Origin of the sequence: Rhizobium sp. 3T7 (genome assembly GCF_020166565.1) — a bacterium.
Taxonomy (GTDB): Bacteria; Pseudomonadota; Alphaproteobacteria; order Rhizobiales; family Rhizobiaceae; genus Rhizobium.
Genome location: NZ_JAIQXS010000022.1, coordinates 51,235 through 63,882 on the forward strand (window position 1 = coordinate 51,235; position 12,648 = coordinate 63,882).

Genomic DNA, 12,648 nt, shown 5'->3' on the forward strand with positions numbered 1-12,648 from the left:
CATCCGAGCCAATGGAGAGGGCTTATGAACAGACGCGATTTCCTTGTCACCACCACCGCAGCCGCGGGCATGCTGATGCTGCCACGCCTTGCATCGGCCGCGACAACGACGATCGATCTCTACAGCGGATCGGACGCGAACATCATCGATTTCTGGAATAACATCGTTCGCCCGGCTTTCGAAAAGGCTCATCCGGATCTGGTCGTGAAAATCACCGACGCCGGTGACAACACTGGCTTGCGCGCGATTGCAGACCGCGCCCTTGCGGCGCTAAATACGAAGACGGATCCGCAAGCCGATATCTTTGAGCATTTTGATCCTCGCCTTCCACCAGCTGGCGCGGAGGCCGGTCTATGGGTGGAGTTCTCCGCGCAGAACATCGAAGGGTTTGACCACGTCAACCCGTTGGCAGTCGACAGCAAGTATTCTCTTCCTTATCGCGGATCGCAGGTGCTGCTCGCCTATGACAAGACCAAGCTCGATCCGAAGGATGCTCCGAAGAGCTGGGAGCAACTGTCGGCGTGGATCAAGGCCAATCCGGGCCAGTTCATCTACAACCGCCCCGATAAGGGCGGTTCCGGCGGAAACTTCGTGCGCCGCGCTATTCATGAAGCCAACGGCCGTGACCCGAAGAAGTTCACGATCGACAACTTCACAGCCGACTACGCCAACCAGGCATTGACGCCAGCCTGGGCGCTTCTTAACGATCTGGCGCCCTCGCTTTACGAAAAGGGCGCCTATACGGCCGGAAACACGCAGTCGATCCAGCTTCTTGCGCAAGGCGTCGTAACAATGACGCCAGTCTGGTCCGACCAGGTCTTGCAAGCGATTTCGCAGGGCGTCCTGCCGGAAACCACCGGCCTCGTCCAGCTGGGTGACCTGGCGCTCTGCGGTGGCTTTTCTCGCATGACGGTGTTTTCGAATGGCGCCAACAAAGACGCAGCGATGAAGCTTGCTGCTTTCCTGCTGACCAAGGAGATGCAGGAAGCTATCATCACCGAAATCGGCGGCTTCCCCGGCGTCTCCTGGGATCACATTTCGGATGAGCTGCGCCAGAAGTATGCGGACGTCATTCCGGCGACGATCCCTACCTTCCCGGCTGGTGACTGGGAAACCACCATCAACGACGGCTGGTATCGCAACGTCGCGCCGGGCATCAGCCGCACCTGATGCGCAGGTCCATGACACTTCCGCTGCTGGCGCGGCTTTCTGCGCCGGCGAGTGGGCAGGGCTGGGTGGGGCTTCCGTTGGTTGCCCTGCCTGTGCTTCTTCTAGCTTGGTTGATCCTCTACCCGATCCTGTCGGCGGTGGCGAGCACGGTCTTCGTCGCCCAGCCGGACGGAGCATCGGTGCTCTCCTTGGCCTCCTACCGCTTCTTCTTCGGCGACCAATACAGTCGTGCCAATCTTTGGATCACGCTTTGGACGACGCTGGTTTGCGGCGTGCTGCTGCTGGCAATCGGTCTGCCGATCGCGCTCTACCTCCGCTTTTCTCGGGGGCCGCTCTGCGCCTATGTGCAAGGGCTCGCCATCTTCCCGATGTTCGTGCCGTCGATCATCCTGTCCTACGCGCTCATCCGCACCATTGGTCCAAACGGCGCCGTCGACGTGCTGCTGAATGCGGTCGGTTTGCCAAAGCTGCCATCCCCCTATCTGACGCCATGGGGACCGGTCATTGGGCTCGTCTGGGACAACCTGCCACTCACGGTCCTGATGCTCACGGCGGGGTTGGGCAATATTGCGAAGAGCTCAATCGAGGCAGCGCGCGATGTCGGTGCTGCGCCACTACGCGTCTTCCTGTCGATCATCCTGCCGCGAATGGGCAATTCGCTGCTCGTCACGACCTCTTTTGCGATCCTCGGGATCTTCTCGTCCTTCACGCTCCCTTATCTTCTCGGGCCGGCGTCGCCAGAGATGATGGGTCCCTTCATGCAGCGGACGTTCTCGGACATGAACGACCCGGTCAACGCCCTGACGCAAGCTGTCATCGCTTTCGGCTTTTGCCTCGTATTCGGAATTTTCTACGTGCGCTCTATCGCCCGAAACAGGGGAGGCGTGTGATGAAGCCTGTAAGGCTTGCCGTCGCGGAGGCGGATTGGATCGGCGCCTTGCTGGCATTGCTGTTGACGCTCTTTATTGCTTTGCCGCTCCTTGTTGTCGGAACCTGGGCCTTCAGCGAAGTCTGGCGTTACCCCTCCGTGATCCCGCAACAATTCGGACTTCGCTACTGGTCGCTCACATTGTCGCGAACCGATGTCTGGGAGGCCCTTTTCCTTAGCCTGCGCTTGGCAACCACTGTGACAATTCTTTCCGCCGTCATTTGTCTTCCCGCCGCCTATGCCTTCGCGCGCATGAAGTTTCCGGGCAGGAATGTCCTTTTTCTGTCGTTCCTCGCCTCGCATGCATTTCCGAAATTCGGGCTCTTGGTCGCAATTGCTGGCATCTTTCTGCAAATCGGGCTGATCAGCACGTTCTGGGGCGTCGTCCTGATCCAGTTGGTCGGAACCTTGATGCTGATGATCTGGATTCCGGTCGCTGCCTTCCAAAATGTCGATCGCCGGATGGAGGAGGCAGCGCGCGATGCTGGCGCCGCCCCTTTGCGCGTCTTCTGGTCGATTACGCTGCCGCAAGCGGCGCCGACGATTGTAGCGGCCGTCTTGTTGACTTTTGTCGGGACGTTCTACGAAACAGAAGGAGCATGGCTGATCGGAGCGCCGGAAATCCGAACGATGCCGGTGCTGATGGTCACCTTCATCAACAATCAGATCGTCGTTCAATACGGCGCCGTGCTCTCCGTGATGCTGTGGGTTCCCTCTTTCATGGCGCTCATGTTTGCTCGCAGGGTGGTCGGCACAGGAACCTTTGCAAAGGGGTTGGGAGCATGAGGCTCATTGCGGCGAATGAAGCCAGGAAAGGATTCACATGGCACGCTTGACCATAAAGGGCGTCTCGAAGAGCTTCGGCGCCTCCCATGCGGTTCGCGATGTCTCGCTCGATGTCGAAGACGGAGAACTGGTCTGCCTGCTTGGTCCTTCCGGCTCAGGCAAGTCGACGCTGTTGCGCATGATTGGCGGCTTCGAAGCGCCGACTGCGGGAAGCATCCTGATCGATGCAAAGGATGTTACGTCAATGCCGCCGGAAAAGCGGCCGACAGGGATGGTGTTCCAGAGCCATGCACTGTGGACGCACATGGACGTCTTCAACAACATTGCGTTCGGTCTCAAGCTTCGCCGCCTGCCGAAACGAGAGATCCGGGAACGCGCCGAACAGGCGCTGGCGCTCGTCGGCCTTGCCGACTACGGCAAACGCATGACCACGCAGCTGTCTGGTGGTCAGCAGCAACGTGTGGCGCTTGCCCGCTCGCTTGTCCTCGAACCCAAGATCCTTCTGCTCGACGAACCCTTCGCAAGCCTCGACCAGCACTTGCGCGAGCGGTTGCGCGAGGAGGTGCGTGATATCCAGCAGCGGCTTGGCATTACCACGCTCTTCGTCACGCACGGGCAGGACGAGGCGCTGGCGCTCGCCGACCGGATCGTCGTCATGCGTGATGGCCGCACCGAGCAGATCGGGCCGCCCGATCGTATCTATCGAGAACCAGAGACGGAATTCGTCGCCGGGTTCATCGGTTCGATGAACTTCATTTGCGCGATTGTGAAGGGCGGTTTGAGCCAGCATGCAGTCTTTGCGCTCCCGGTTCCCGTTGCAGACGGCGAAGTCGTGCTTGCCATTCGGCCAGAAGCCCTGTCGCTTGCCGCGACGAAGGGGACAGGTACCGGCATCGTTCATCGCAGCATCGATTTTGGCACCCATAAGATCGTCGATGTCGATCTCGCCGACGGAACAAGGCTGAAGGTAATGACATCGAGCGACAGCAACTGGACAAAGGGCGCGCCCGTGGAGCCAGTGGCCGCGGCCTTCAGGGCGTTCCGCGAAAATCGGCTTGTTTACGAATTCGCCCCCGTATCGGCTCGACAAAACGATCGGGTGTTTGGGCATGCTTGAAGGCCGTGGAGTTGCAATTGAAAAAGCGGGGCATCGCACCTGGCTGAAGTGGCATCGCGGCCACCGTTTTGCCGGTGATATATCCTTTACAGGCGAGCGCATCGTTGAAGGTATGGAGCTCGGGGCCAGCGTCGAGATCGATCTTGTGCGCTTTGGCGGGGTTGGCTTCGCTGTTTTGCATGACGAGACCCTTGACGCGGCGACAACAGGATCCGGTCCGGTTCGCGAGGCATCCGAGGCCTATTTGCGTGGCCTTTATCTACGGGATCCTTTCGGGGCGCCAAGTGGGCACAAGGTCATGATGCTTGGCGATCTTGCGCAACTTCTGGCTCAGATCAACCGGGATGCTGGCGCTGTGTTGCAGCTTGACCTCAAGGAGAGTTCAAACACCATACGCGACGTCGACCTTGCCGCGTTTACGGCAGCCATTTCGCCGGTCGCGGGCACCGTCATCCTTTCAGGCGGCGATTCGGTTGCTGTTGCGCGGCTTTCAACGGCCGTACCTGACATGGCAATCGGCTACGACCCATGTCACGGCGGCGCTATCGAAAGGTTGATGGAAACCCGCGATTTCGCAGGCTTCGTTGCTGACGCCCAACGCGCCGTGCCCCGTGCACGGATGATCTATCTCGATTACCGCCTGGTACTCTTCGCCGATCAGGCCGGCTATGATCTGATCGGTGCTTTTCATGATGCGGGGCGGGTCGTTGACGCCTACACGATCAACTCGGCCGTTCCGTCCGCCCTACCGGGCGTCAGGCGCCTTATCGAGCTGAAGGCTGACCAGATCACAACGGATGACCCGGTCGGCCTGGAACGGCTTCTGATGGAAGATCAGGCCTGAAAGCCTTCAACGAGCCAGGGGTGTAGAACCCGGTTGCCAGCAAGGATGTCTCCGTTTGAGGTGACGGGCCCACCATTGAAAGCGGAAACCACGCCACCCGCTTCGCGCACCAGCAAGGCGGAAGCGCCATAATCGTGCAACGAGAGACCATCCTCGAAGAAGCCGTCCAGGCGGCCACAGGCGACATAGGCGATCGATAATGCCGCTGAACCAAGCCTACGCACGCCAGCGGTGGTTGCCATCAACCGCTTGAGCGCGTTGAAATAGACGTCCTCGGGCACGGCCTTGAGTTGGCCCGGAATCGGCAAGCCAGCCCCGACGAGAACGTCTTCGATCCCCTTGGAACTCACGCACCCGATCCGCTCGCCGTTCAGGTACGATCCGCCGCCGAGCTCTGCACTGAAGAGCTCATCCAGCATTGCGTCATAGACGACGCCGGCGACGATCTCAGCGTCTTCGACGATCGAGATCGTCATGCCGAAATGTGGGATGCCCCAGGCGAAATTTGTCGTCCCGTCGATTGGATCGATGTAGATGACAGGCACGCCATCCTTTGCATTCCGGTTGCCAACCGCTTCCTCGCCTTTGATCGCGTAGGAGGGAAATGACCTGTTCATTTCATCGACGATGATCTGCTCGACGGCAACGTCGATCTCGGTCTGATAATCCCTCGGCGCTTTTGCCACCAACTCGCCATCCAAGCGACGGCGCAGCGATGAGCGCGCTTTGGTGCCTGCGATAAGAACAGCTTCGGCTAATGCCGCCAGGCGCGGAGAGGCAGTTTGTGAGATGCGGGAGGACGCAGGAGAGAATTCGGCGGAATTTGGATTCGACATCGTTGTCAGGTCATGGCAGACCCGTATGAAACTTTGATGACGAAAACGCCGGCTCCAGCGTTGGCGCTCTCCTGCAGCGGTGGCATTGGCAAAGAGCGTCCAGACGCCAGACATAGCCCTTGGCGATCGAGGTTCTAGGTGGCCGGCACGCGGGTTCGGCAGTATCACCGCTGGACGATCACACGGGTTCCTGGTCGGACCATATCGTAAAGCTCCTCGACATCTTCGCGGTACATGCGAAAACATCCGCTCGATGCGTTGGTGCCGATGGAAGATGGATCGTTGGTACCGTGGATACGCAGCAAGCCGTCGGCAAGATAAATGGCGCGTGTACCGAGCGGATTGGAAGGCCCCGGCTTCACAACGACGGGCAGCCTCGGGTTCTTGCGGCGCATGCTCGCCGTCGGCCGCCACTCGGGATGCCTGCGCTTCGACGTGACATGTGTCGTACCGTACCATTGTTTTCCCTCGCGCCCGACAGCAATCGGATAGGCGAGCTGCTCGCCGCGAGGCGTCGTATAGACCAGCGTGTGCTCCCGCGTGGCAATGACAATTGTTCCCCCGCCGCTCCTCGTTCGGCGTTGGCGCTCCGGCATTGGCTCGCCATAGTCGGGTGGGGGGCCATATAGCCCATACGGGTCGTAGTAGCCATAATCGCCGTAGTCGTCATACGGTCCGTAAATCTGGGCCTGAGCCTGAAAGGCAATGAGCAAAAGCGCTGTTGCAAATAGAGCCAGGAGTTTCATTTCCGCTATCCGCTTGTTTTACAAGCAAGATAGCCTCGAAATCTATGGCGGCATTGTGGCGACCGTTGTTCTGACGCTGGGGCACAAATCGATGTTGTTTGGCGGATTCTGACCCTAAACAGAGTTCTCAGCCATCTGTCCGTGGCGCGGCCAGCAATTTGATAGTCGAGGGCTTCGGGATTAAGCGCGATACTTAGTCCCATGCTGGTCAACTCGTCCGTTTGCTTGGTGCAGGCGTTTGTTGATCGCCAATCAGCTGCATAACGCAGATCATTTGAACGGGATCGTGCTCGGCGAGACTTGTCGCGCCCTCGAGCCCGCGGCCCGAAACGCAAATCCAAGCGCAAATGCAACCGCAATTTTATTCAATTGCTGAGGTTCGCTCGCAAGTAACTGGTCGATTGGGCAGCAATCACGCGCTTGCGCTCGGAACAAGACAGTCGTTTAACGACGTGACTGGAATACGACTTAGCGCTTAACACCTCGTTTGGTGACTTAGCGTTAAGTGGAACAGAAACCGCCGTTTGCGGTCGTCATCCGGTCCCTTTTGGCTCAGTCTAGGCAAACGATCTCGATTTCGCGTGTCGCCGACGCTTCGGCCACGGTGCGTCTGCGCTATGACCCCAAGGAGCCCATTTGTCTGAAACCGGATCCCTTTCTCAGCCTCGATCTTTCTTTGGCCTCTTCTCGTCGTTGCGCTTAGGCGCTCTCGGACTTGGTGTGACCAGTTGCCTTGTCAACGTCCTGGCGCTCACTGGTTCGTTCTTCATGCTACAGGTCTATGATCGCGTCATTCCCAGCCGCAGCCTGCCGACCCTCGTCGGCTTGGTGGTCATCGTTGTGGCCCTCTTCACCTTCCAGTGGCTGCTTGATCTCACGCGATCCCTGCTCTTAGGGCAGATCGGACGGGCGGTGGACGAGCGGTTCTCAGGGCGTGCCTTTCTCTCAGTCGCCTTGTCAGCATCGCGCAAACCGTCGACGGGAGATGGTCTCCAGACGATCCGCGATATCGATACAGTTCGTGGATTCCTGTCCGGCCCGGGTCCGGGATCGTTGTTCGATTTGCCCTGGATGCCCTTCTATCTCGCGCTCTGCTTCCTGTTTCACCACTGGATTGGCGTCACAGCCGCAGCAGGCGCCCTGATCTTGACGGGTCTGGCGCTGCTTGCCGAACTCAAGTCACGCGAACCCATAAGGGAGACGGCCACGATCCTGGCTGAGCGAATGGAATTTGCTGAAACCGCGAGGCGCAACTCCGAAGCGGTCGTCGGAATGGGCTTTGCGGCTGCGCTTTCGGCGCGCTGGGCAGACGTCAACCGGCGCCACCTCGACAGTCACTTGCGCACCGCAACGTTCGTCAACTCGCTTTCGGCGCTGTCGCGGTCGGCGCGCATGTTGCTGCAGTCCGCCGTGCTGGCGGTGGGCGCCATACTGGTCATTCGCCAGGAAGCAACCGGCGGCATCATGATTGCAAGCTCCATTCTCGTCAGCCGTGCGCTCGCCCCGATCGAGCTTGCCATCGCACATTGGCGAGGATTTGCAGCTGCGCGCCAAGCATGGTCTCGGCTCGACCGGGAGGTCCGGCTCACGCAGGAGACGCTGCACGACGTGGCGCTGCCGGCGCCGCGGCAATCATTGATGGTGGACAACCTTCACCTTGGAGCTCCGGGCTCGAAAATGCCAATCATTCGCGGCGTGTCTTTCGAGGTCAAAGCGGGTGAGGCAGTTGGCATTATCGGGCCCAGCGCTTCGGGCAAGTCTTCGCTGGCGCGCGGTGTCGTCGGGCTGTGGCCGGCCTTTGCCGGAGATATCAGGCTGGACGGAGCGTCGCTTTCACAATGGACACCCGAAGCACTCGGCCACCACATCGGTTATCTGCCGCAAGAGGTGTCCTTGTTCGAGGGCACCATTGCCGACAACATCGCCCGGTTTGACCCGGAAGCCTCTTCGGAGTTGATCATCGCTGCCGCCCGGGCCGCGGGCGTCTACGATATGATTGTGGGTTTTTCTGATGGCTTCGACACACGGATCGGCGCGCAGGGAACGGCGCTATCTGCGGGCCAGCGACAGCGCATCGGGTTGGCGAGGGCACTCTACGACGATCCATTCCTCGTTGTCCTCGATGAACCGAATTCCAATCTCGACGTTCAGGGTGAGCTGGCGCTCGCGCAGGCGATCGAGGGTATTCGCTCGCGGCAAGGGGTGGTGTTGATCATCGCCCACCGATCGAGCGCACTTTCTGTCGTCGACAAGGTGCTGGTTCTCGACGGCGGTCGTGCCAAAGCGTTCGGTCAAAAGAGCGATGTTCTCAAGACGGGACCAAAGCCAGTCTCCGCTACCGGTTCCTTTGTCCGACTGTTGCGCGCTGGCGAGGGGCTTTCGTCATGATCAGAGCAGCCGTTACATCGACAGAACGGGCGATCCGCCGCCTCACTTTGCTTGCTCTTGCAACTGGCATCCTTCTTGTCGGCGTGCTTGGGGGGCTTGCCGCGGCGATCCGCATAAACGGCGCAGTGATCGCTCAGGGAACACTTGTCATCGACAGCTACGTCAAGCCGGTGCAGCACCAGAAAGGCGGCACCGTGGGGAAGGTCTTTGTTCGCAACGGTGATCGCGTCACGGCTGGCCAGATCCTCGTTCATCTCGACGACACGCAGACGAAGGCAAACCTTGCGATCATATCGCGACGGCTGAGAGAGCTTGCGGCGCGATCCGCCAGGCTTGCAGCAGAGCGCGACGGCCACGATGCCATCGCATTTCCGGCGGTCGTCAGCGGCACAGACGCTGCTCAGGCTGCCGCCCTTACGAGCGCTGAGCAGCGATTGTTCGATGACCGCCGCGCATCGCTTCGCGGACGGACGGCGCAACTGCGCGAGCGCGTACGCCAGCTTGAGCAACAGGCCGAAGGTCTGACAGCGCAGCAGGACGGCAAGCGCCGTGCGATAGGCATCATCGACAAGGAGCTCGCAAGCCTTGAGCCGCTGCTTCGACAGGGAGCCATTCCTGCAACACGGGTCTATGCCTTGCAACGTGATGCGGCCGATTTGACGGGAGAGGCCGGGAGCCTCGTTGCCTCGACAGCCGAAATCAAGGGCAAGATCGCCGAAACAGAGCTGCAGATTATCCAGGTGGGCGACGACCATCGAAGCGAGGTATCCGAGCAGCTCAGGCAGGCCGAGGGCGACAGCGGCGAATATGCCGAGCGCCGCGTTGCGATAGAGGATGAGCTGCGACACGTCGACCTCAGGGCGCCGCAAGACGGCATCGTCCACCAGCTCGCCGTCCATGCGCCGGGGGCCGTGATTTCGCCCGGCGAGGCCATCATGCAGATCGTGCCCGATCATGATGTGCTCACGCCCGAACTGAAGCTGTCGCCACAGGATGTCGACCAGGTCGCGGTTGGCAAGGAAGTCGGCCTGCGGTTCTCCGCGTTCAGCTACAGGACGACGCCGGAACTGAGGGGACGCGTTGCGTCGATATCCGCTGACCTGACGACGGACCCACATTCTGGTCAATCCTACTACACGCTTCGGGTCGCGGTGCCCGAGAGCGAATGGCAAAGGCTTGGCGCGCTGACACCGGTTGCCGGAATGCCCGTCGAAGCCTTCATCGAGACGGGCGAGCGTACAGCACTCGGTTATCTCGCAAAGCCGTTCACGGACCAACTGGCCCGTGCATTTCGGGAGGAATAGTTGCAGCCATGGGAGGAACAAGACCGTTGAGACCTATCAAGACCCGAAGGAGTTGATAATGGCAAAGTCGATACAAAACGCCGTCGGCCAACCGCTGTTTTACAGTGGCGCCTCGACCGCATGGTTTTCTGCGACCGGCTCCGGCCCCGTGCTGAACGGAACGTCCGGTAACGATTCCATATGGGGTGACAGCTCCGTCAACGTGACCATGCACGGCGGAACCGGCGATGACATCTACTATCTCTATTCCAGCATAAATCGCGCGGTGGAGGCGCCTGGAGCGGGGATCGACACGATCAACACCTGGATGAGCTACACGCTGCCTGAGAATTTCGAGAACCTGACTGTCACCGGTAACGGGCGCTATGCTTTCGGCAACGCGCAGGACAATATCATCTCCGGAGCCTCGGGAAGCCAGACGATCGACGGCGGCGCCGGCAACGACGTGCTGATCGGTGGAGGCGGGGCCGATACATTCCTCTTCACTCGGGGCAACGGAAGCGACCTGATCGTCGATTTCAGCAGCGACGATACCGTGCGGCTGAACAGCTATGGGCTTTCGTCCTTCCAGCAGGTTCTGGCTCATACCGTTCAGGAGGGCGCCAATCTGCGGCTCGATCTCGGCGGGGGCGAGAGCCTCGTCTTCGCCAATACCGAGGCGTCGGATCTGCAGGCGAGCCAATTCCAATTGACGCTCGACCGTTCTCACCTGGCGCTGACCTTCGACGACGAGTTCAACAGCCTGTCGTTGCGCAGCGGAGATCAGGGGACATGGGATGCGAAATTCTGGTGGGCGCCAGAACGCGGTAGCACGTTGACGGGGAATGGTGAGCTTCAGTGGTACATCAACCCGTCCTATACGCCGACCGCTGCGGCAAATCCGTTCTCGGTGAGCAACGGCGTATTGACGATTTCAGCGGAACCGGCCTCGCAGGCGATCCAGTCGCAGATCAACGGCTACGACTACACATCCGGTCTTCTGAACACGCATTCATCCTTCGCCCAGACCTATGGCTACTTCGAAATCCGCGCCGATATGCCGACAGAGCAGGGCGTCTGGCCTGCCTTCTGGCTGCTTCCGGAGGACGGATCCTGGCCGCCGGAACTCGATGTCGTCGAGATGCGCGGGCAGGACCCGAACACTGTCAATGTCACAGTACACAGCGACCACAGCGGCGCGCATACGATGACGTCCTTTCCTGTCAAAGTGGCAAGCACTGCAGGCTTCCACAACTATGGCGTCCTCTGGGACGAGGATCACATCACCTGGTACTTCGACGATGTCGCCGTTGCCCAGACCGACACACCCGAGGACATGCACGATCCCATGTACATGCTGGTCAATCTTGCTGTTGGCGGCCCCGCTGGAACGCCATCGAACGGTCTGGCAAATGGTTCGGAAATGCACATCGACTATATCAGGGCGTATGCTCTTGCGGATAGTCCAGTGCACGCAGCCACGGAAGCCAGTGCGGGCAACGATTGGCACATTTGATGGATGCAGAACGTATCGTAGGGTCATGATGACACCATTCGACCCGGACGTTTGAACGCCGTTGTCCGTTAGGTCGCTTCGACAACGCTTTGATATCGCGTTCGCCGATCCCGCAGGCGTTCGCGATATCGTTCCTGGCTTGCCGAGAGATGAGCGCGCATGGCATCGCGCGCGCCAGCTGCATCGCCTGCAGAAATTGCGTTCAGTATTGCAAGATGCTCTCTCTGCAATCCGGCCTGATAGTTAAACGAGAGCACATCTTCGGTGGCATAGGGCGAATTGACGTCGCACGGGATGGTACGCTCGCCGAGCGCATCGAGAACTTCGACATAGAAAGGATTGTTGGTTGCCTCGGCAATGGAACGGTGGAAGGCAAAGTCAGCCTGGCCCGTCGGCTTGCCAAGCTGCAGGAGGCGATCGAATTCGAAAAAGCTCTCCTGGATCTGTGCTTCCTGCGATGCATTTCTGCGGGTTGCGGCCAGCGCCGCACTTTCGGCCTCGAGCGCGATGCGAACTTCAAGCACGTTCAGAGCGTGCGATACATTGCTTGATCTATCCTGCCTCAAGATCGGACTGGACGACTGATGGCCGATCACGAAGGTGCCGGCGCCCTGCCTCGTTTCCAGTAGTCCATCGGCGACGAGGGCGGCGATTGCTTCGCGAATGACGGTTCTGCTGACATCGAAAGTTCCGGCGAGCTGGGTCTCTGTCGGCAACTTCTGGCCAAGGGAGACCTGGCCCGAAAGGAAATCCTGGCGAAGAGAACCGGCAATCCGTTCGGAGAGCTTCTGCCGTCGGGATGAATTGAGATCGACCGGAGGGGGCGCAGTGTTCAAGGGCGTCATCATGTCCGTGAAAGATGCTTGAGCATATCGCGAGCGGTTCATTGAGACAACTATGCTCAAAGTCATCATACAAAAAATGCCGCAACAGGAATTCTGTCCTGCGCTAAAAACGAATGGGATAGGCAAAATCAATAATTTAATGCGGTGTTCCTTGGGTCGGTTGCTGATGTAACAGGAGGATGTGTGTTG

Annotated in this window: 11 protein-coding genes; 8 read left to right on the forward strand and 3 right to left on the reverse strand. The window is 59.5% G+C overall.

The annotated features are described in order from the left end of the window. Window positions 1-24 precede the first annotated feature (24 nt). The 5 genes from K9B32_RS23935 to K9B32_RS23955 are packed head-to-tail and all read left to right on the forward strand — an operon-like array spanning window position 25 to window position 4,845. Window positions 25-1,170 carry an extracellular solute-binding protein gene (locus tag K9B32_RS23935; protein ID WP_224566732.1) on the forward strand — a complete coding sequence of 382 codons (1,146 nt, stop codon included), beginning with the start codon at window positions 25-27 and terminating at the stop codon, window positions 1,168-1,170. 11 nt (window positions 1,171-1,181) lie between these two features. Further along, on the forward strand, window positions 1,182-2,060 hold the full coding sequence (locus tag K9B32_RS23940) for an ABC transporter permease (RefSeq protein WP_224566734.1): 879 nt from the start codon (window positions 1,182-1,184) through the stop codon (window positions 2,058-2,060). Further along, window positions 2,060-2,884 (forward strand): ABC transporter permease, encoded by an 825-nt coding sequence (locus K9B32_RS23945; protein ID WP_224566736.1) that lies wholly within the window; start codon window positions 2,060-2,062, stop codon window positions 2,882-2,884. Before K9B32_RS23940 ends, K9B32_RS23945 begins: the two co-directional genes overlap by 1 nt. 37 nt (window positions 2,885-2,921) lie before the next feature. Then, complete coding sequence (locus tag K9B32_RS23950; protein ID WP_224566738.1) at window positions 2,922-4,001, forward strand: ABC transporter ATP-binding protein; 1,080 nt, start codon at window positions 2,922-2,924, stop codon at window positions 3,999-4,001. Further along, a complete protein-coding gene (locus K9B32_RS23955; protein ID WP_224566740.1) occupies window positions 3,994-4,845 on the forward strand; it encodes a glycerophosphodiester phosphodiesterase in 852 nt (283 codons plus the stop codon). The genes K9B32_RS23950 and K9B32_RS23955 overlap by 8 nt, the downstream gene beginning before the upstream one ends. Here the strand turns inward: K9B32_RS23955 and K9B32_RS23960 are convergent. Together K9B32_RS23960 and K9B32_RS23965 are read right to left on the reverse strand one after the other, a co-directional pair. Continuing rightward, on the reverse strand, window positions 4,836-5,681 hold the full coding sequence (locus K9B32_RS23960; protein WP_224566742.1) for an inositol monophosphatase family protein: 846 nt from the start codon (window positions 5,679-5,681) through the stop codon (window positions 4,836-4,838). The two genes, K9B32_RS23955 and K9B32_RS23960, sit on opposite strands and share 10 nt — an antisense overlap. A gap of 164 nt (window positions 5,682-5,845) precedes the next feature. Beyond that, the gene (locus tag K9B32_RS23965; RefSeq protein WP_224566744.1) at window positions 5,846-6,427 is read right to left on the reverse strand and encodes a L,D-transpeptidase; all 582 of its coding nucleotides are present in this window, start codon (window positions 6,425-6,427) and stop codon (window positions 5,846-5,848) included. A 636-nt stretch (window positions 6,428-7,063) separates the two neighbouring features. Between K9B32_RS23965 and K9B32_RS23970 the strand changes: the two genes are divergently transcribed. Genes K9B32_RS23970 through K9B32_RS23980 form a run of 3 tightly spaced genes read left to right on the forward strand, consistent with a single transcriptional unit; the run spans window position 7,064 to window position 11,614 of the window. Next, window positions 7,064-8,815 carry a type I secretion system permease/ATPase gene (locus K9B32_RS23970; protein ID WP_224566746.1) on the forward strand — a complete coding sequence of 584 codons (1,752 nt, stop codon included), beginning with the start codon at window positions 7,064-7,066 and terminating at the stop codon, window positions 8,813-8,815. Continuing rightward, a complete protein-coding gene (locus tag K9B32_RS23975; RefSeq protein ID WP_224566748.1) occupies window positions 8,812-10,119 on the forward strand; it encodes an HlyD family type I secretion periplasmic adaptor subunit in 1,308 nt (435 codons plus the stop codon). Before K9B32_RS23970 ends, K9B32_RS23975 begins: the two co-directional genes overlap by 4 nt. Window positions 10,120-10,177: 58 nt before the next feature. Further along, window positions 10,178-11,614: a family 16 glycosylhydrolase gene (locus K9B32_RS23980; protein WP_224566750.1), complete on the forward strand. Its 1,437-nt coding sequence runs from the start codon at window positions 10,178-10,180 to the stop codon at window positions 11,612-11,614. A gap of 68 nt (window positions 11,615-11,682) precedes the next feature. Here K9B32_RS23980 and K9B32_RS23985 read toward each other — a convergent pair whose 3' ends face one another. Further along, window positions 11,683-12,459: a FadR/GntR family transcriptional regulator gene (locus K9B32_RS23985; protein ID WP_224566813.1), complete on the reverse strand. Its 777-nt coding sequence runs from the start codon at window positions 12,457-12,459 to the stop codon at window positions 11,683-11,685. Between the last annotated feature and the right edge of the window lie 189 nt (window positions 12,460-12,648).